We start from the raw sequence: 19,125 nt of genomic DNA, 5'->3' as shown, positions 1-19,125 counted from the left end.
GTGGCTCGAACATGTGAACGATCCTGGTGCCTCCCTACACCACAGGAGGCAGACCATGACCGCACACACCTGCTTGAGGTGGCTCACGCTCGGCGGCGGGCTCGCCGTCATCCTCGGCACCCTCACAGGCACGGCCGCCGCCACCGTTTCCGAGGACCCGGGCGCCCTATGCTCCACACTCGTTCCGCCGGACTGCTCTCCCGTCGTCAAGATCAAGGGTGACCTCCGCACCAAGGGCGGCATCGCGGCCGCCGCCGCACTCAGACAGCTCGGCACCCCGTTCTCCTGGGGCGGCGGCTCCTCCTCGGGCCCCACCAGAGGCGTCGGCATGGGGGCGCTCACCACCGGCTTCGACTGCAGCGGCCTGACCCTGTACGCCTGGTCGAGAGCGGGCGTCCGGCTCGGCCACTACACCGGGGCCCAGTTCCGCCAGGGCCGCCGGGTCCCGCTGGGCGACCTGCGCACCGGTGACCTGCTCTTCTTCGGTGGCGGCTCCGGCGACCCCACCCACGTGGGCCTCTACCTCCACGGCGGAGTGATGATCCACGCCCCCAAGACCGGCGACGTGGTCCGAACCACCCAGTTCCTCAACTCCCCCTACTACCGCGCCGTCTTCCGAGGCGCGGTCCGCCCGGCATGACGCCCCACCTGGTCACCCGCCCGTCCCTCGCCCAGATCGCGCACAGACCTCGACCAGCCCCGCGACCAGGGGTTCCAAAAGCTCCTGGTCCTCAGCCCTGGACGGCTCATACTCCGTGATCCCGAGCCCGACCACCCCGAACCGCTCAGCCACCGCCGTGACCAGGGCAAGCAACTGGTCAGGACGCAACCCACCAGGACTGGGCGTCCCCACGGAAGCGAAGATCTCCGGCTCCAGCACATCAAGATCGATATGTACGTACACAACCGGCTCACCCGGCCCCCCAGCCGCCGCGATCGCGTTAACCAGCGCCCCCACATCGCCCGCCCGTCCCCCGAACGCGGCCTCAGCCGGTCGCACGTGCCGTACGCCTGCGCTTTGCGTGAGCGCGGCCTCGGCCGGTCGCACGTGCCGTACGCCTGCGCTTTTCACGAAGGCCGCCTCGGCGGGGTCCAGGTCGCGGGCCCCGGCGAGTACGACGCGCCCCGGATCCACCGCGGGCGTGGCCACCAGGCCAGGCGGTCCTTCGCCGGTCAGCGCACGCAGCACCATCCCGTGGAACGCCCCCGAAGGAGAGGACTCAGGAGTGTTGAGGTCCCCATGAGCGTCGAACCAGACCACCACCAGCCGCTCCCCGTGCCGCCGCCGGGCAGCGGCCACCGGCTCCAGCTCGACTCCGCAGTCCCCTCCAGCGACCACCAGCAGCCCGCCGTCCATCAGGGGTCCGCCGTCCATCAGGGGTCCGCCGTCCATCAGGGGTCCGCCATCCACCAAAAGCCCGCCGTCCACCAGGAGCCCGCTGTCCACCTGGGCGATGGCCTCCCGCACCCGCGCGGCCGTGCTCACCAGGTCGTCCTCGACCTCCACGAGCACCCGCTCGTCGGCAGGCACCATGGAGGCCAGCAGCCGCGCCCCTTCCCGCAACCGTTCGGCGGTCGGCGCACCGGACCCCCGCCACTGCGGCACCTGGACAACCGTCACCGTGGTCAAGGCATCTCCCCTCACAAGCAGCTTTCTCCATGGTGTCCGACGACCGGTCCTGCGCCCAACGGTTTCTCTCGGCCATGGCGCCCGGCCCCGCGCCGCTACGATTGACTGTCTTGACCCCGCCGGCGATGAGAGTGGCAGAAGATCGATGAGTTCGGTGACCGTACGGGTGCCCGCGAAGGTCAACGTGCAGCTGTCCGTGGGCCCTCTCAGGGAGGACGGCTACCACGACCTGGTCAACGTCTTCCATGCCGTGTCGATCTTCGATGACGTGGTGGCGCGGGAGTCCGACTCCATCACCGTGACCGTGACGGGCGACTGGGCCGATGTGGTGCCCGTGGACGACACCAATCTGGCGATCCAGGCGGCCCGCGCCCTCGCCAAGCATGCGGGCGTCGGCTACGGCGCCGACCTGGTCATTCACAAGGCGATCCCGGTGGCGGGAGGCATGGCAGGAGGCAGCGCCGACGCCGCGGCGGCCCTGGTGGCCTGCAACGAGCTCTGGGGTCTCGGCCTGCCCGCCGAAGACCTCATGCGCATAGCCGCCGACCTGGGCAGCGACGTGCCGTTCTCCCTGATGGGCGGCACCGCCCTGGGCACCGGCAGAGGCGAGCTGCTCACCGAGCTCCCCACCACGGGCACCTTCCACTGGACCTTCGCCATGGCCGACGGCGGCCTGTCCACCCCCAGCGTCTACGCCGAATGCGACCGCCTCCGAGCAGCTGCCTCCACCGGCGTCCCCTCGCCCGATGAAGCCTCCACCGGCATGCACTCGGCTGTCCCCTCCAGCGGTGCCCTCTCGTTCGGGGACGCCTCCACTGGCACGCCCTCGGTCGGTGCCTCAGTCGGTGCTTCCTCGGGCGGTGGTGCCATGTCAGGCGGGTCCACAGTTGCTGGGGGCTTTCGGGCTGAGGCTGATGCGGTGCTTCTGGCGGCGCTGCGTGATGGTGACCCCCACGCCCTGGGGCGCCACCTCTCCAATGATCTTCAGCCTGCCGCACTGTCCCTTCGCCCCGCGCTGGCCGTCACCCTGGAAGCCGGTCGGCGTCTGGGGGTTCTGGGGGCGATCGTCTCGGGCTCTGGTCCTACCTGCGCCTTCCTGGTCGAGGACGCCGCTCACGCCGCCCGTCTCGCCCAGGCCCTGCCCGAGCGGGCCCCCGTCCGTGCGACGGTGACCGCCCACGGTCCCACCCCCGGTGCCACCCTCCTCTGAGCCGGCCGTGAGCACTTCGGTGACCGCGGAACGCGGGCGGAAGATGCGCTCACCGTGAGCCGATACCCTGGGAGGCAATGAACCTGGTCAATCTCGAGTCCGTCTCCCATGCCTACGGACCCAAGCCTCTCCTCAGCGACCTCTCCCTCGGGGTGGAGGGCGGCGAGCGCATCGGCGTCGTCGGCCGCAACGGTGGCGGCAAGAGCACCCTGCTGAGCGTGATCGCCGGTGACGTGCGCCCGGACAGCGGCAGGGTGACGCACACCCGGGGCCTTCGGGTCGGCGTGCTGGCCCAGCGGGACCTGCTCGACCCTTCGCAGAGTGTCCGCGAGATCGTGCTGGGCGAGCTGGCCGAGCACGAGTGGGCGGGCGATCAGCGGGTCAGGGAGATCCTCGGCAACCTGATCGGTGACCTGGACCTCGACGCCAAGGCCGGCGAGCTGTCCGGCGGCGAGCGCAGGCGGACGGCACTGGCTCAGCTGCTGATCGCCGAGCACGACCTGATCATGCTGGACGAGCCCACGAACCATCTCGACATCGAGGCCATCGCCTGGCTGGCCGCTCACCTGGCCGGCCGGAGGAGCGCGCTGGTGGTGGTGACGCACGACCGGTGGTTCCTGGACGCCGTCTCCACCCGGACGTGGGAGGTCGTGGACGGCAGGGTCGAGCGCTACGAGGGCGGATACGCCGCCTACGTGCTCGCCAAGGCCGAGCGGGCGCGCATCGCCCAGTCCGCCGAGGAGCGCCGCCAGAACCTCATGCGCAAGGAGATCGCCTGGCTCCGCCGTGGCCCTCCGGCCCGCACGTCGAAGCCCAAATTCCGGGTGGAGGCCGCCCAGGCCCTGATCGCGAACGAGCCGCCGGCGCGCGAGAGCGTCGAGCTGCTCAAGTTCGCCGCCGCCCGGCTCGGCAGGACCGTGTACGACCTCGAAGACGTCACGCTGCACGCCGGTGGGCCCGACGCCGGGCCGCTGGTGCTCGACGACTGCACTTGGCAGTTCGGGCCTGGCGACAGGGTCGGCCTCATCGGTGTCAACGGTTCCGGCAAGTCGTCGCTGCTACGGCTGCTCGCCGACACGGTCGAGCCCGACTCCGGGCGGATCGTCAGAGGCAGGACCGTACGGCTCGCGCACCTGTCGCAGGAGCTCAGCGAGCTCGACCCGGCGCGCAGGGTGCTGGAGACCGTCGAAGAGGTCCGCAAGTACATCCAGGTCGGCAAGAAGGAGTGGACGGCCTCCCAGCTCCTCGAACGGCTCGGCTTCAAGGGCGAGGCGCAGTGGAAGGTCGTCGGGGATCTGTCCGGCGGTGAGCGGCGGCGGCTGCAGCTGCTCAGGCTGCTCATGGACGACCCGAACGTGCTGCTGCTCGACGAGCCGACCAACGACCTGGACATCGAGACGCTGAACGAGCTGGAGGACCTGCTCGACGCCTGGCCCGGCACGCTCATCCTGGTCACCCACGACCGCTACTTCCTGGAGCGCGTCACCGACCGCTGCGTGGCCCTGCTGGGTGACGGCAAACTGTCGTTCCTCCCCGGCGGGGTCGACGAATATCTTGAGCGCCGCGCCTCGGGTTCGGCCCTCACCGCCCGCATGGCCGAGGCCGCCGCCACCCCCGCCACCCGGTCCGCCCCCGCAGCTCCCGAAGCTGCCCAGGGGCTCTCCGTCAAGGAGGAGCGCGAGCTGCGTAAGGAGCTCAACCGCCTGGAGCGCCAGCTGGACAAGCTCGGCGACCAGGAGGCCAAGCTGCACGCGCAGATGGCGGAGGCGGCCAGCGACTACGCCAAGCTCGGCTCCCTGGACGACCGGCTGCGCGACATCCTCGCCCAGAAGGACACCGTCGAAGCCGAGTGGCTGGAGCTCGCCGACCGCATCGGCGACTAACGCCCGTTTCCGCACGCCGCCAACCCTGAACCGCGCCGATTGCTGGATCAGCTGGAGAGCTGACCTGCGACGAAGCGGCATGTGCGGAGAACGAGCCCGTACTGATCACGCTGACAGAGGTTCAGGCCAGGGCCGGGACGGGCGTGGGATGGGGTGGGAAGGCGCGGCGGCGGGCTGCGATCACGGCGAGGAGGGCGACGGCGAGGAGGGGCAGGGCGGTCCAGGGGAGGGCGCCGACGCCGGAGGTCTCCAGGACGAGGCCGCCCGTCAAGGAGCCTGCGGCGATGCCCAGGTTGTAGACGGTGGTCTGCATGGAGGTGGCCACGTCCGCGTCGGCGGCTCCGGAGGCGTTGACCAGGGCGGCCTGCAGCAGCGTGGGGACACCGCCGAAGGCGACTCCCCAGCCGGCGGTGGCGATCAGCAGGACGGCCTGGGTCTGCCCAGCCAGCCCGAGGGCCAGCATCGCGAGGGTGATCAAGGCCAGGGCGGCCAGCAGAACGGGACGCGGGTAGCGGTCGATGACGGTGCCGACCAGCCAGATGCCGGCGACGGTGGACAGCCCGAAGACGAGCAGCACCAAGCCGGTGCGCCCGGTGCCGGAGAGCTCCGTGAGCGGCGCGATGTAGGTGTAGACCGCCTGGTGTCCCAGGAGGACAAGCACCGTGACAGTGAGCACCATGCGGATCCCCGGCCGGGTGACCACGGTGCGCAGCGGGCTCCGTACGGTGGGAGCTTCGCCTGGGTGGTCGGGCACCTTCCACCGCACCCAGGCGGCGAGGGCCGCGGCCAGGAGGGTGAGGGTGATGAAGGCGGCGCGCCAGCCGAAGGCGCCGGCCAGGGCGGTGCCCGCTGGGATGCCGAGGCAGAGCGCGACGGTGATGCCGGCGGAGACGATGGCGATGGCGCGACCCCGGCGCTCCGGCGGGACCATCCGGGCGGCGTAACCGACGAGCATCGCCCAGAGCGTGCCGCCCATCACGCCCGCCAGAAGCCGGGTGGCGAACGTCAGCGGGTAGGAGGAGGACAAGGCGGTGACGAGGTTGAACAGGGCGAAGCCGGCGAGTACGGCGATGAGCACCGGCCGGCGGGGCAGGCGGCGCAGGGCCGCGGTGACGGGGATCGCGGTGAGGCAGGAGGCGACGGCGTAGCCGGTGACGAGAAACCCGATCTGCCCTTCGGACGCGTTGAGGCCCTCGCTCAGCTGAGGCAGGAGTCCGGCGGGGAGCAGTTCCGTCGTGACGGCCAGGAACGCGGCCGCGAACAGGGCCAGCAGCCCGGCCCACGGCAGTCTCGCGGGCAGGTGATCCGAGGTGGACATGCGACCATGGTCAAACGTTCACATCAATGTGAAGGCAAATGCACCATGAGGAGTGGAGTGAAGGTGTCCAGCGCCATGTGGGTCGGCGTGGCGGCGAACGGGCGGTGAGGATCGGCGAACTGTCCCGGCTCACCGGCGTTCCCACCAGGATGCTGCGTTACTACGAGGAGCAGGATCTGCTGCATCCCGGGCGATCGGAAAACGGCTATCGCCGCTATGGGCCGTCGGCGGTCCGTCAGGTCCAGCAGATCCGCGGCCTGCTCGATGCGGGACTCACCATGGAGATCATCCGCAGGCTCCTGCCCTTCCTCGACCGGCCCGAGGACATCCTCATCAACCCCCGGTGCCTGACCCCGGAGGTCGACGCGCTGCTGAGGGGTGAGGCCGAGCGCATCCAGCAGCGCATCGACTGCCTGGCCCGCAACCGTGACGCCATCTACGCCTACCTCGCCGCGGTCCAGGACAGCGCTTCCGGGGCCCGGTGACGCTCAGGAGTCGAAGGGGGCCAGCAGGGTCCGGAGCTGGGCGGCGAGGGCGTGCTGGTCGTCGGAGGTCAGGCCGCTCAGCAGGTCGTGCTCGCGTCTGAGCAGGTCGGAGAAGGCGGAGTCGACGCGGGTCAGCCCGGTCTCCGTCAGGGTGACGAGCACACCGCGGCGGTCTTCGGGGTCGGGGCGGCGGCGGACGAGTCCGGCCTGGGCGAGGCGGTCGATGCGGTTGGTCATGGTGCCGGAGGTGACGAGCGTGGCGCGGAGCAGCGCTCCCGGGCTCAGCTCGTACGGCTTGCCGGCCCGGCGCAGGGCGGTCAGCACGTCGAACTCCCAGGGCTCCAGGTCGTGCTCGGCGAAGGCGGCCCGTCTGGCCCGGTCGAGATGCTTGGCCAGCCGGGAGACCCGCGAGAGCACCTGGAGTGGCTCGACGTCGAGGTCGGGGCGCTCCGCCCGCCACGCCGCGACGAGCCGGTCGACCTCGTCCTGCGGATCCTGCGTCATGCGACGAGTGTACTGTCTTGACATCGAGATAAATATCTCGGTACGAATTATCTCTATGTCAAGAGATATCTGGGACCCCGATGTGTACGGCAGATACGCCGGTGAGCGGTCGCGGCCGTTCTTCGAGTTGCTGGCCAGGGTGGCGGCCGACGATCCCGATTATGTCGTGGACGCGGGCTGCGGGAGCGGCGAACTCACCAGTGAGTTGGCCCGGCGCTGGCCCAGGGCCACTGTGGAGGGGTTCGACTCCTCACCCGCCATGATCACCAAGGCGCGGGCGCTGGACGCCGCCCCCAGGTTCACCGTCGCCGACGTCACGACGTGGCACCCCGACCGGCCCGTGGACGTGATCGTCTCCAACGCGGTCCTGCAGTGGGTGCCCGAGCACCGCGACGTCATCGAGCGCTGGATCACGGCGCTGAGCCCGGGAGGCTGGCTGGCCTTCCAGGTGCCGGGCAACCACGACGCCCCCAGCCACGCGGCCATCCGCGCGCTGTGCGGCTCGCCGGCCTGGTCCGACAGGCTCGGCGACTACGACAGGGGAGCTCCCGTCGGCCCCGCCACCGAGTATCTGGACCTGCTGGGCGGCTGCTCCCGGGTGGACGCCTGGGAGACGACGTACGTGCACGTCCTCGACGCGCCCAAGGGCGAGAACCCGGTGCTCAACTGGGTCTCCGGCACCGCCCTGCGGCCCATCCTGGACCGGCTGCGGCCGGATGAGGCGAAACGGTTCACCGCCGAGCTGGCCGAGCGGTTCGAGGAGGCCTATCCGGCGCGGGGCTTCGGCACTCCCTTCCCGTTCCGGCGGATCTTCGTGGTGGTGCAGAAATGATCATCGGACTGCACCACGTACAGCTTGCCGCGCCCGCAGGCAGCGAGCCGGAGCTCAGGGCGTTCTACGCGGGCGTGCTCGGCCTCCAGGAGGTGGCCAAGCCGCCGGCACTGGCCGAACGGGGCGGGGCCTGGTTCCGGGGCCAGGGGGTGGAGGTCCATCTCGGCATCGAGGAGGACTTCCGGCCGGCGGCGAAGGCGCATCCGGCGTTCCTGGTCGACGATCTGGACGAGCTGGTGGCCAAGCTGCCTGACGCGGTGCCGGACGCGCCGGTCGCGGGATTTCGGCGGGTCCATGTCTCGGATCCGGTCGGGAACAGGATCGAGCTGATGCAGCGCACCTGATGTTCACCTTCGGGTGACATCATGGCTGAAAGCGGACTTTTATGAGGTGTCGTGGGCATTGAGATCGAGGACAAGTTCGACGTCCCGCCCGATTTCGCGGTGCCGGATCTGACCGGTCTCGCCGAGGCCACCGGTCCGAAGTCCTTCCAGCTCGTCGCCCTCTACTACGACACCCCGGATCTGCGGCTGGCGGCCAGGGGAGTGACGCTCAGGCGCAGGCGCGGCGGCTCCGACTCCGGCTGGCACCTGAAGCTGCCCAAGGCCAAGGGGGTGCGGCAGGAGATCACGCGACCGCTGACCCGGACCAAGGCCGTGCCGGAGGAGCTGGCCGAGCTCGTCCGCGCCTACACGCGCGGCGCGGAGCTGCGGGTGGTCGCCGAGCTCGCCACCCGCCGGAGCGTGACCGTGCTGAGCGACGGCGGGACCAGGCTCGTCGAGGTCGCCGACGACCGGGTCAAGGGCACGTCCTTCCAGGGCGACGAGCCGATGGTGGTCCGGTGGCGCGAGGTCGAGGCGGAACTGCTCGACGGTGACCAGCGGCTGCTGGCGAAGGTCGGCAAGCGGCTCAGGAAGGCGGGCGCGACGCCGTCCGCGGCGGCCAGCAAGCTCGCCAAACTCCTGGAACCGCCCGCCGCCCCCAGCGCGGCCCTGGACGACGGCACCGCCGGCCACACCGTGCTCGGCTACCTGTCCGGCCAGGTGGCCGCCCTGCTCTCCCAGGACCCTCGGGTACGGCGGGCCGAAGAGGGCGGCGTTCACCGGATGCGGGTCGCCGCGCGCAGGCTGCGCAGCGCGCTCAAGGCGTTCAAGTCCGTCGTGCGCGACACCGGCGAGCTCCAGGAGGAGCTCCAGTGGCTCGGCACCGTGCTGGGCGAGGTCCGCGACCTGGAGGTGATCAGGGCCAGGTACGACGGCGAACTGGCCGCGCTGCCCCCCGAGCTGGTGATCGGGCCGATCCGGACCCGGCTCTGCGACGACCTGGCCGAGCGCGAGCGGGAAGGCTACGAGCGGATCAGGCAGGAGCTCAGCGGCGAGCGCTACTACGCCCTGCTCGACGCACTCGACGCGCTGGTGGCCGAGCCGACGCTGGGCAAGGCGGCGGCCGAGCCGGCCGGGGACACGCTCAGGGGCGTCGCGGCGGCCAACTGGGCACGGGTGACCAAGGCCTACGACACCGCCCAGGCCATCGCCGACCCCGAGCGGCGCGAGATCGCCATGCACGACGTGCGCAAGGCGGCCAAACGCGCCCGCTACACCGCCGAGGCGCTCAAGCCCACCCTCGGCGAGCCCATGGGCACCCTCGCCAAGCTGGCGGAGAACGTACAGGAAGTGCTGGGTACGCATCAGGACGGGGTGGTCGCGCAGGAGAGGCTGCTCGCGGAGGCGGGGAAAGCCCGTGCGGCGGGTGAGGACACCTTCACGTACGGGGTGCTCGTCGGTCTCGAACGCGCGACGGCGCAGCGTGCGCACGAGGAGTTCCCCGGCGTCTGGACGGAGACCTGTGCGGCGGTGCGGAGCGTTCTCTGAGCGGGTCAGGTGCCGGGCAGCTCCGCTCTGAGCGGGGTCAGGTGGTGTGCAGCTCCGCGCCGATCACCTGCCCGTCCAGCCGGTGCAGGACGGCGAAGGCCCCCTTGGCCAGGTGCGCCTGCTCGCCCCCGAGCGCCGCGAGCGGGTTGAAAGGGTCGAGCGGGCTGAGGGCGGCGATCAAGGAGGGCAGCACCTTGCCGTGGCTGCACACCACGGCGGGTGCGGTGAGCTCGCCGACCAGGGCGGTCGTCTTGGGCGGATCGTGGGCCTCCTCGCTGAGCAGCGGTTCCCGGGCGAGGTTCGAGCTGTACGGCCGCAGCGTCTGGACGCATCGGAGGCTGGGGGAGCTCAGCAGGATCTCGGGCCGGTAGGCGGGGAGCACCGTGGCCAGGACCGCCGCCTGGGCCAGCCCTTCGTCGTCGAGCGGGCGCCGGGCGTCCTCCCCCTGCCAGCTCTGGCGCGAACCGGCCGAGCCATGCCGTACCAGGACGAGCGGGACGGTGGACAGCGGCGCGGTGGTCAGCCTGCCGAGCAGTTCCACGTCCCAGGCATAGCTGAGCAGCTCCCGCGCCCGGTCGAGAGAGACCCAGCGCAGCTCGTCCACCTCGTCGCCGGGCACGAACCCGCCGTCATCGCTCACCCGCGCCGTCCAGTAGTCGACCCTCTTGAGCGCGCCCTGGAACGGGTAGTGGACGGTCGGCAGGGGGCGGCCGAGCGCGACGGTCAGTCCGGTCTCCTCGCGCACCTCGCGCAGCGCGGCGGCGATCACGTGCTCACCGGCTTCGATCTTGCCCTTGGGGAAGGTCCAGTCGTCGTAGCGCGGCCGGTGGACGACGGCCACCTCCGGCGCGCCCTCCGCGCCCCGCCACACCACGGCTCCGGCGGCGCGCAGCGGGTCAGTCGTCGTCAACGGTCCTCCAGCGGCGGGTGGCGATGTAGTGGCTCTGCAGGTCCTCGCCCTGATGGCGGTACCAGGTGCCGCTCGCGTCCAGCCACCAGGTGTTCGTGGTGTCGGCCATGGCCCGGTCCATCAGGTCGATCAGGTACGCCTTGTGCTGGACGCCGGTCACCTTGACCAGGGCCTCCACCCGGCGGTCGAGGTTGCGGCGCATCAGGTCCGCGCTGCCGATCCACACCTCGGGCCGGCGGCCCAGGCCGAACTCGTACACCCGCGAGTGCTCCAGGAAACGGCCGAGGACCGACCGTACCCGGATGGTCTCCGACAGGCCGGGGATGCCGGGGCGCAGCGTGCACACGCCCCGCACCCACAGGTCGACCGGCACGCCCGCCCGGGACGCCCGGTAGAGGGCGTCGATGAGCGGCTCGTCCACCAGCGAGTTCGTCTTGATCCGGATGCGGGCCGGGCGTCCCGACAACTGGTGGCTGATCTCCCGGTCGATCCTGGCCAGCAGCCCGCCGCGCAGCGAGTGCGGCGCGACCAGCAGCCTGCGGTAGGCCGAGTGGTTGGAGTAGCCGGTCAGGTGGATGAACAGGTCCGTGACGTCCTCGCCGACCAGCGGGTCCGCGGTGAGCAGGCCGAAGTCCTCGTACTGCCTGGCCGTCTTGGGGTTGTAGTTGCCGGTGCCGATGTGGCAGTAGCGGCGCAGCTCGCCGGAGGGCTCCTGCCGGACGACCAGGGCGAGCTTGCAGTGGGTCTTGAGCCCGACCACGCCGTAGACGACGTGACAGCCGGCTCGCTCCAGCTTGCGGGCCCAGGAGATGTTGGCGTGCTCGTCGAAGCGGGCCTTGATCTCCACGACCACCACGACCTGCTTGCCCGCCTCGGCCGCGTCGATGAGCGCGTCCACGATGGGCGAGTCGCCGCTGGTGCGGTAGAGGGTCTGCTTGATCGCCAGCACCTTCGGGTCGGCGGAGGCCACCTCGATGAAGCGCTGCACGCTGGTGGCGAAGGAGTCGTAGGGGTGGTGCAGCAGCACGTCGTGCTCACGCAGCACGGCGAACACGTCGTCCTCGGCGCTGATGGCCTCGGCCGGGACGAACGGGCGGTAGCTGAGCTCGCCGCGGTCGAGGTCGGCGATGGCGTGCAGCCCGGTCAGGTCCAGCGGCCCGGCGATGCGGTAGATCTCGTGCGGGGCCAGCTCCAGCTCGTCCACCAGCAGGTCGAGCACCTCGCGCGAGATGGTGTCCTCCACCTCCAGCCGGACCGGCGGCCCGAACCGGCGCCGCCGCAGCTCCTTCTCCAGGGCCTGCATGAGGTTCTCGGTGACGTCCTCGTCGACCTCGAGATCCTCGTTCCTGGTCACCCGGAAGACGTGGTGCTGGACGATCTCCATTCCCTTGAAAAGCTGGCCCAGATGGGCCGCGATGACATCCTCCAGCGGTACGAACCGATCCTGCGAGGCCGCCACGAATCGGGGCAACTGCGAAGGCACCTTGACCCTGGCGAACACCGTGTGATCATTGGCCGGGTTCCGCACCACGACCGCCAAATTCAAACTAAGTCCAGATATGTACGGAAATGGATGGGCGGGGTCGACGGCCAGTGGCGTCAGGACCGGCCTGATCCGTTCCCGGAACAGCTTGCGCAGCAGCGTGCGCTCCTCGCGCCCCAGCTCGTCCCAGCGGACGACCTCGATGCCCTCGGCTGCGAGCTTGGGCCTGATCTGCTGGTGGAAGGCCGCGGCGTGCCGTCTGGCCAGCTTGTCGGCGACGGTGGCGATCCTGGCCAGTTCCTCGCTCGGCTTCAGCCCGCTCTTGGTCCGGAGCAGCAGGCCGGTCGCCATGCGTCGTTTGAGGCCGGCGACCCGGACCCTGAAGAACTCGTCGAGATTGCTGGCGAAGATCGCGAGAAAGCGCACCCGCTCCAGCAGCGGCAATGAGGGGTCCTCGGCCAGCTCCAGCACCCGCTCGTTGAACTGCAGCCAGCTCTCCTCACGATTGAGGAACCTGTCCTGCGGCAAAGCTAGATCGTTTCCGGTTTGCAGCTGCTCAACGGACATAAAGGAAATATGCCCCATTAGGTTGAACAGAACGTTAACGGGACCGCAACGACTTATTCCGACTGATCAGGATGCCCGAGCCGGGCGGCCCTCTCGGCCAGCCGGGCCTCCCGCTGGCGCAGCTTCTCCTCGCGCTCGCGTACCTTCTCGGCCTCCTTCAAGAGCCGCTCACGCTCCTTCTCGGCCTCCTTCAGCACCCTTTCGCGCTCTTTCAGCTCGCGCACCCTGGCCTTCTCCGCCTCGCGCAGCTCACGCTGGCGGATCTTCTCGGCCTCTTTGAGCTCCCGCTCCCGTACCTTGTCCAGCTCGCGCATTTCCTTGTCGCTGCCGCGCGGTGCGGGCACCTTGGCCGCGGCCTGGTCGCGCGTGGCCACCGTCGTGGTCATCGTCGGGGCCATCGCCGTGGCCTTGGTCATGGCCGGCTGGGGGTTGAGCCCGGTCAGGCCGTTCCAGGCGAGGTTCACCACGTGCGCCGCCACCTCCTCGCGCCCCGGCTTGCGCACGTCCAGCCACCACTGGCCGGTCAGGGCCACCATGCCGACCAGCATCTGGCTGTACATGGGCGCGAGGCCGGGGGAGTAGCCGCGGGCCGCGAACTCGTCGGCCAGCACGTCCTCCACCTGGCTGGCGATCTCGCTGATCAGGCTGGCGAACGTGCCGGTGCCCGAGGCGGCGTGCGAGTCGCGGACGAGGATGCGGAAACCCTCGCTGCTCTCCTCGATGTACTGCAGCAGGGCCAGCGCGGCCCGTTCCAGCTTGACCAGTGAGTGGCTCGCGGTCAGCGCCTCGGTGATCATGCCGAGCAGCTTCTGCATCTCCCGGTCGACGACGACCGCGTACACGCCTTCTTTTCCGCCGAAGTGCTCATAGACCACCGGCTTCGAGACATTCGCGGTGGCCGCGATCTCCTCGATCGAGGTCCCGTCGAACCCCTTCTGCGCGAAAAGCGTGCGGCTGATCAGTATCAGCTGCTCTCTTCGTTCTTTTCCGGTCATACGCCTGCGAGATCGGGATTCGGTCACGCTTTCCATCATGGCGGTGCCTACGGGAGTGCCGGGCATCGATGGAGCGGTGTCAGGCAATCCGCTTCGCCGCCAGCCGCTCGGGATTCGGCCAGCGTACGTTGTACACCCAGCCCAGCCTCTCGAAGATCCGGATCAGGCCGGCGCTCAGGTCGATCTGGCCCTTGAGCACGCCGTGCCGGGCGCAACTGGGGTCGGAGTGGTGCAGGTTGTGCCAGGACTCGCCGAAGGACGGGATCGCCAGCCACCACACGTTGCGGGACTTGTCCCGTACCTGGAAGGCCTCCTCGCCGAACACGTGGCAGATCGAGTTGATCGACCAGGTGACGTGGTGCAGCAGGCCGATGCGGACCAGCGTGCCCCAGAACAGCGCGGTCAGCGCGCCCTGCCAGGACCAGGTGATGAGCCCGCCGAGGATGCCCGGCAGCAGGAGGGAGACGAGGGCCAGCGCGCCGAAGGCCCGGTGCAGCTTCATGATGTCGGGGTCGCGGCACAGGTCCGGGGCGTACTTCTCGCGGTTGGTGCGCTCGGCGTCGAACAGCCAGCCCATGTGCGCGTAGAGCAGGCCCTTGGTCATCGACCTGAAGCCGGGACCGAAGCGCCACGGCGAGTGCGGGTCGCCCTCCTTGTCGGAGAATTTGTGGTGCTTGCGATGGGTGGCGACCCAGTCGAGCACGGACATCTCCAGCGAGAGACTGCCCGCGATGCCCAGGGCGATCTTCATGGGCCGCTTGGCCTTGAACGAGCCGTGGGTGAAGTAGCGGTGCAGGCCGACGGTGACGCCGAGGCCGGAGACGACGTAGAAGACGGCCGCGATGGCGACGTCCGTCCAGCCGATCAGCCCCCATCCCCAGGCCATCGGCACGGCGGCCAGGATCGCGACGATGGGCAGCCCGACGACCAGGGCGAAGGAGACGAGCTCGGCCTTGGTGCGCGGCTCCGGCTCGAACTCGGGCTTCGGCCCGGGTGTCGGACGGTCGGCGATAACGGTCATGGGCTACCTCTCACGAGCTGTTTGGGAACTATGTCCGGCCTACGTCACCGTAACTTACGCCATCGTAGGTAAGGAAGGGCTAAGCCTCCATGACCGATAGGTGATGGAGTTTCGACGGGCAGGCGTTGCTTCCCTGCCTTGCGGCGTTCCGGATGGCCTGTTATAGGCGCACACCGACTCCACCGTGCCCGTCAACCGGCGATCTAGTCCGCCCGCGGTGGATCCGGGCGCGTTAATCGGCGCGCACGCCGGCGCGGGGTCGGTATCGTAGGACGGTGTCGGACGCTACGGTGTCCGCCTGATCCCGGATCGTCTAATCGGCAGGACAAGTGGTTTTGGTCCACTTTGTAGGGGTTCGAGTCCTCTTCCGGGAGCTTTTAGGCCTTCCCTTCCGAAAGCCCCCCTGGAGGGGAGCCCACGGCGGCCAGGTATCCTCACGGTGTCGGCAGGGTTGCGGTGCGACAGCCCGCACATGACCCTGAGACCGTCCAGCCACAGGGAGCCTCAGTCCGTGAGTGTGCCGCGCCCGGCAGCCGTCATCGTCCTCGCCGCAGGCGAGGGAACCCGGATGAAGAGCCAGACCCCGAAAGTCCTGCATGAGCTGTGCGGCCGAGCCTTGGTCGACCACATGCTCTCCGCCGCCAGGGACCTCGGTCCCGAGCGGCTCATCGTCGTCATCGGCCACGCGCTGGAACAGGTGGGCGCCCACCTGTCCGGGACGAGCCCGGACGCGCGCGCCGTCGTCCAGCACGAGCAGCGTGGCACCGGCCACGCCGTCCGCACCGTGCTGGAGGGGACCGGCACGATCAGCGGCACCGTCCTCGTCACCTACGGGGACGTGCCGCTGCTGCGCACCGAGACCATGGCCGAGCTGCTCCAGCGGCACGAGTCCGACGGCAACGCGGTCACCGTGCTCACCGCCGAGGTGCCCGACCCCACCGGCTACGGCCGCATCATCCGCGACCCCGGCGGAGCCGTGCTGGAGATCGTCGAGGACAAGGACGCCAGCCCCGACCAGCGGGCCATCAAGGAGATGAACTCCGGCATCTACGCCTTCGACGGCGACCTCCTGGCCGACGCCGTCAAGCGCGTCTCCAGCGACAACGCCCAGGGCGAGGAATACCTCACCGACGTGCTGTCGATCCTGCGCGGCGACGGTCACCGCGTCGGCGCGCACGTCGCCGGCGACTACGCCGAGGTCGAGGGCGTCAACGACCGGGTCCAGCTCGCCTTCGCCCGCAAGGTGCTCAACCAGCGGCTGCTGGAGCGGCACATGCGCGGCGGGGTCACCATCGTCGACCCCGGCAGCACCTGGATCGACGTGGGCGTCCGGATCGAGCCCGACGCCGTCATCCATCCCGGCACCCAGCTGCACGGCAGCACCGTGGTCGAGGCGGGCGCCGAGGTCGGCCCCGCCACCACGCTGACCGACACCCGCGTCGGCGCGGGCGCCGTGGTGCGCAACGCCGTCGCCGACGGCGCCGACATCGGCCCGCAGGCCAGCGTCGGCCCGTACGCCTACCTGCGCCCCGGCACCGTCCTCGGCCGCAGCGCCAAGGCCGGCACCTTCGTCGAGATGAAGAACTCCCAGGTCGGCGAGCGCTCCAAGGTGCCGCACCTGACCTACGCGGGAGACGCCACGATCGGCGACGACGTCAACATCGGCGCTTCGGTGATCTTCGTCAACTACGACGGGGTCACCAAGAGCCGCACCAAGGTCGGCGACGGCGCGTTCGTCGGCTGCGACACCATGCTCATCGCCCCGGTGACGATCGGGGACGGCGCCTACACGGCCGCCGGCTCCGTCATCGACGGCGATGTGCCGCCCGGCGCCATCGGGGTGGCCAGAGCGCGTCAGCGCAACATCGAAAAGTGGGTCTTGCGCAGGCGCGCGGGCACCAAGTCAGCCGCGGCCGCCGAGCGGGCGCTGGCTGAGCAAGAACAGCGGGAGAGTGGCACATGACCGAGCTCGCCGAGGGCATCGGTAACGACGGCACCATGAGCACGAGGCCGACGGAGGAGGTCTCATGACCAGCCTCAAGCAGCCGGGTGAGAAGGCGCTCATGCTCTTCTCCGGCCGGGCCTACCCCGAGCTGGCCGAGGAGGTCGCCGAGCACCTCGGCGTCTCCCTGACCCCCACCAAACTGATCGACTTCGCCAACGGCGAGATCTACGCCCGCTATCTCGAATCCGTGCGCGGCTGCGACGCCTTCGTGCTGCAGAGCCACACCGGCCCGATCAACCAGTGGATCATGGAACAGCTCATCATGGTCGACGCGCTCAAGCGGGCCTCCGCCAAGCGCATCACCGTGGTCATGCCGTTCTTCGGCTACGCCAGGCAGGACAAGAAGGGCCGGGGCCGCGAGCCGATCACGGCCAGGCTGATGGCCGACCTGTTCAAGACCGCGGGCGCCGACCGGCTCATGTCGATCGACCTGCACACCTCGCAGATCCAGGGCTTCTTCGACGGACCGGTCGACCACCTGTTCGCCATGCCGGTGCTGGAGAGCTATCTGAAGGACCGGCTCGACCTGGCCAACACCACCATCGTCTCGCCCGACACCGGCCGGGTGCGCCTGTCGGAGCGCTGGGCCGACACCCTCGGCACCCCGCTGGCCTTCATCCACAAGAGGCGCGACCTCGACGTGGCCAACTCCGTGAAGGTCAGCGAGGTCGTCGGTAAAGTACGCGGCCGCACCTGCGTGCTGATCGACGACATGATCGACACGGCCGGCACCATCTGCAAGGCCGCCGACGCCCTGTACGAACAGGGCGCCACCAACGTGATCACGGCCGCCACGCACGCGGTGTTCTCCGACCCGGCGGTCGACCGGCTGAAGAACTCCCGGATCTCCGAGGTCATCGTCACCAACACGTTGCCGCTGTCGGAGGAGAGCCGCTTCGACAAGCTGACCGTGCTGTCGATCGCGCCGCTCATCGCCCGGGCCATCACCGAGGTGTTCACCGACGGCTCCGTCACCAGCATGTTCGAGGGCGACACATGATGGCGTCCGGTCCGGTGACCGGGCTGTAGACTGGCCCGGTTGCGCTCGTAACGCCTTCCGCTAGGGCGGGTGAGGGGGAGCGCAAAATCCGATCTTCCGCATCCCTAGGAGATGTCGTGTCCGAAGTACGTATCACCGCAGAGTCGCGCACCGTGTTCGGCAAGGGCGCAGCTCGCAAGATCCGCCGTGCCGCCAAGGTGCCCGCCGTCCTCTACGGGCACGGCACCGACACCAAGCATCTGACCCTGCCGGGCCACGAGGTGCTCCTCGCGCTGCGCACGGCCAACGTGCTGATCCGCCTGACCGGTGACGGCATCGACGAGCTGGCGCTGCCCAAGGGCGTCCAGCGTGACCCGATCAAGGGCTTCATCGAGCACGTCGACCTGCTCCTGGTCCGGCGCGGCGAGAAGGTCACCGTCGAGATCCCGGTCACCACGGTCGGCGACGTCAACTCCGATGGCCTGCTCGACCAGCAGCTGCTGTCCGTCTCCGTGGAGACCGAGGCCACGCACATCCCGACCGGCATCGAGGTCGACGTCGAGGGGCTGACCGTCGGCACCGTCATCACCGCCGCTCAGCTTCCGCTGCCCGAGGGCACCACCCTCGCCGCCGACGCCGAGGCCGTGATCCTCCAGGTCATCGGCAAGCCGACCGAGGCTCCCGCCGAGGGCGAAGCGGCCGGCGAGAACGGCACCGCCGAGGCCGCCGAGTAATCGTTGCGGGTCACGGGACAGCCGGCGTCGCCGGCTGTCCCGTTCCGCGCTTGAGGAGAGCACATGGACCGCTGGCTCATCGCCGGGCTCGGCAACCCCGGCCCTGAATACGCCGGCAACAGGCACAACGCGGGCTTCATGGTGCTCGACGAGCTGGCCGCCAGGGCGAGCGGGCGCTTCAAGGCGCACCGCAGCCGCGCGGAGGTGCTCGAGACCCGGGCCGCCGTGCTCGCCAAGCCGCTGACGTACATGAACCTGTCCGGCGGGCCGGTCAAGGCCCTCGCCGACTTCTACAAGATCGGCCCCGAGCGGCTGATCGTGGTCCACGACGAGCTCGACGTCCCCTACGGCGCGCTGCGCGCCAAGCTGGGCGGCGGCGACAACGGCCACAACGGGCTCAAGTCGATCACCAAGGTGCTCGGCACCCGCGACTACCTCCGCGTCCGCTTCGGCATCGGCCGGCCGCCGGGCCGGATGGACCCCGCCTCCTTCGTCCTGAAGGACTTCGCCACCGCCGAGCGCAAGGACCTGCCGTTCCTGGTCGACCGGGCCGCCGACGTGGTCGAATCGCTGATGGAACGCGGCCTCGAAGTCACGCAGAACGACTTTCACCGCGCCGATCTGAACATTTCCGGCCCTCCACGCTGACCCCCGCATAGGGCCGTTCACGCGTTCTCTGTCGTCGCCGACCGCTACGC

At 69.9% G+C, this 19,125-nt stretch carries 18 protein-coding genes and 1 tRNA gene; 12 read left to right on the top strand and 7 right to left on the bottom strand.

What is annotated here, in order from left to right; translation table 11 throughout:
- The first annotated feature begins 55 nt into the window (after window positions 1–55).
- The gene (locus OHA68_RS06385) at window positions 56–640 is read left to right on the top strand and encodes a C40 family peptidase (RefSeq protein ID WP_189141981.1); all 585 of its coding nucleotides are present in this window, start codon (window positions 56–58) and stop codon (window positions 638–640) included.
- A 12-nt stretch (window positions 641–652) separates the two neighbouring features.
- On the opposite strand, the gene OHA68_RS06380 is transcribed toward OHA68_RS06385, so the two are convergent.
- A complete protein-coding gene (locus tag OHA68_RS06380) occupies window positions 653–1,621 on the bottom strand; it encodes an arginase family protein (RefSeq protein ID WP_327109469.1) in 969 nt (322 codons plus the stop codon).
- Between the two features lie 154 nt (window positions 1,622–1,775).
- On the opposite strand from OHA68_RS06380, the gene OHA68_RS06375 reads away from it, so the two are divergent.
- Both OHA68_RS06375 and OHA68_RS06370 read left to right on the top strand, forming a co-directional pair.
- Window positions 1,776–2,840: a 4-(cytidine 5'-diphospho)-2-C-methyl-D-erythritol kinase gene (locus tag OHA68_RS06375; RefSeq protein WP_327106747.1), complete on the top strand. Its 1,065-nt coding sequence runs from the start codon at window positions 1,776–1,778 to the stop codon at window positions 2,838–2,840.
- Window positions 2,841–2,917: 77 nt separating this feature from the next.
- Window positions 2,918–4,723 (top strand): ABC-F family ATP-binding cassette domain-containing protein, encoded by a 1,806-nt coding sequence (locus OHA68_RS06370; protein WP_327106746.1) that lies wholly within the window; start codon window positions 2,918–2,920, stop codon window positions 4,721–4,723.
- A 121-nt stretch (window positions 4,724–4,844) separates the two neighbouring features.
- Here the strand turns inward: OHA68_RS06370 and OHA68_RS06365 are convergent, their stop codons facing one another.
- The gene (locus OHA68_RS06365) at window positions 4,845–6,041 is read right to left on the bottom strand and encodes an MFS transporter (RefSeq protein ID WP_327106745.1); all 1,197 of its coding nucleotides are present in this window, start codon (window positions 6,039–6,041) and stop codon (window positions 4,845–4,847) included.
- Between the two features lie 77 nt (window positions 6,042–6,118).
- Here OHA68_RS06365 and OHA68_RS06360 point away from each other — a divergent pair, with 77 nt between their 5' ends.
- Window positions 6,119–6,526: a MerR family transcriptional regulator gene (locus OHA68_RS06360; protein WP_268241364.1), complete on the top strand. Its 408-nt coding sequence runs from the start codon at window positions 6,119–6,121 to the stop codon at window positions 6,524–6,526.
- A 3-nt stretch (window positions 6,527–6,529) separates the two neighbouring features.
- Here OHA68_RS06360 and OHA68_RS06355 read toward each other — a convergent pair whose 3' ends face one another.
- Window positions 6,530–7,030, bottom strand: a complete 501-nt coding sequence (locus tag OHA68_RS06355; protein WP_189141977.1) for a MarR family winged helix-turn-helix transcriptional regulator — start codon at window positions 7,028–7,030, stop codon at window positions 6,530–6,532.
- A 55-nt stretch (window positions 7,031–7,085) separates the two neighbouring features.
- Here OHA68_RS06355 and OHA68_RS06350 point away from each other — a divergent pair, with 55 nt between their 5' ends.
- From OHA68_RS06350 to OHA68_RS06340, 3 genes are read left to right on the top strand one after another with little or no spacing between them, the layout of a single operon-like run.
- Window positions 7,086–7,862: a trans-aconitate 2-methyltransferase gene (locus tag OHA68_RS06350; protein WP_327106744.1), complete on the top strand. Its 777-nt coding sequence runs from the start codon at window positions 7,086–7,088 to the stop codon at window positions 7,860–7,862.
- A complete protein-coding gene (locus OHA68_RS06345) occupies window positions 7,859–8,206 on the top strand; it encodes a VOC family protein (protein ID WP_189141976.1) in 348 nt (115 codons plus the stop codon). Before OHA68_RS06350 ends, OHA68_RS06345 begins: the two co-directional genes overlap by 4 nt.
- Before the next feature lie 51 nt (window positions 8,207–8,257).
- Window positions 8,258–9,733, top strand: coding sequence for a CYTH and CHAD domain-containing protein (locus OHA68_RS06340; RefSeq protein WP_327106743.1), 1,476 nt, complete (start codon window positions 8,258–8,260; stop codon window positions 9,731–9,733).
- Window positions 9,734–9,770: 37 nt separating this feature from the next.
- Here the strand turns inward: OHA68_RS06340 and OHA68_RS06335 are convergent, their stop codons facing one another.
- The 4 genes from OHA68_RS06335 to OHA68_RS06320 form a co-directional block, all read right to left on the bottom strand.
- Window positions 9,771–10,643, bottom strand: a complete 873-nt coding sequence (locus OHA68_RS06335) for an NUDIX hydrolase (RefSeq protein WP_327106742.1) — start codon at window positions 10,641–10,643, stop codon at window positions 9,771–9,773.
- Entirely contained in the window at window positions 10,630–12,693 is a 2,064-nt protein-coding gene (locus OHA68_RS06330) for an RNA degradosome polyphosphate kinase (RefSeq protein WP_327106741.1), read from the bottom strand. Before OHA68_RS06330 ends, OHA68_RS06335 begins: the two co-directional genes overlap by 14 nt.
- 53 nt (window positions 12,694–12,746) lie before the next feature.
- The gene (locus OHA68_RS06325; protein WP_327106740.1) at window positions 12,747–13,688 is read right to left on the bottom strand and encodes a TetR/AcrR family transcriptional regulator; all 942 of its coding nucleotides are present in this window, start codon (window positions 13,686–13,688) and stop codon (window positions 12,747–12,749) included.
- A gap of 79 nt (window positions 13,689–13,767) precedes the next feature.
- Window positions 13,768–14,709, bottom strand: coding sequence for an acyl-CoA desaturase (locus OHA68_RS06320; RefSeq protein WP_189141971.1), 942 nt, complete (start codon window positions 14,707–14,709; stop codon window positions 13,768–13,770).
- 302 nt (window positions 14,710–15,011) lie between these two features.
- Here OHA68_RS06320 and OHA68_RS06315 point away from each other — a divergent pair.
- The 5 genes from OHA68_RS06315 (at window position 15,012) to pth (ending at window position 19,075) form a co-directional block, all read left to right on the top strand.
- Window positions 15,012–15,083 (top strand) — tRNA-Gln (locus OHA68_RS06315).
- A gap of 137 nt (window positions 15,084–15,220) precedes the next feature.
- Window positions 15,221–16,672 (top strand): bifunctional UDP-N-acetylglucosamine diphosphorylase/glucosamine-1-phosphate N-acetyltransferase GlmU, encoded by a 1,452-nt coding sequence (gene glmU, locus OHA68_RS06310; RefSeq protein ID WP_327106739.1) that lies wholly within the window; start codon window positions 15,221–15,223, stop codon window positions 16,670–16,672.
- A 64-nt stretch (window positions 16,673–16,736) separates the two neighbouring features.
- Complete coding sequence (locus OHA68_RS06305; RefSeq protein ID WP_189141969.1) at window positions 16,737–17,714, top strand: ribose-phosphate diphosphokinase; 978 nt, start codon at window positions 16,737–16,739, stop codon at window positions 17,712–17,714.
- A 116-nt stretch (window positions 17,715–17,830) separates the two neighbouring features.
- On the top strand, window positions 17,831–18,427 hold the full coding sequence (locus OHA68_RS06300; RefSeq protein WP_327106738.1) for a 50S ribosomal protein L25/general stress protein Ctc: 597 nt from the start codon (window positions 17,831–17,833) through the stop codon (window positions 18,425–18,427).
- A gap of 63 nt (window positions 18,428–18,490) precedes the next feature.
- Window positions 18,491–19,075: an aminoacyl-tRNA hydrolase gene (gene pth / locus OHA68_RS06295; protein ID WP_327106737.1), complete on the top strand. Its 585-nt coding sequence runs from the start codon at window positions 18,491–18,493 to the stop codon at window positions 19,073–19,075.
- Window positions 19,076–19,125 lie beyond the last annotated feature (50 nt).

Origin of the sequence: Nonomuraea glycinis, from assembly GCF_035920485.1 — a bacterium.
Taxonomy (GTDB): Bacteria; Actinomycetota; Actinomycetes; order Streptosporangiales; family Streptosporangiaceae; genus Nonomuraea; species Nonomuraea glycinis.
Note: the sequence above shows the minus strand (reverse complement) of the source record. Positions and strands in the feature narration are given on the sequence as shown.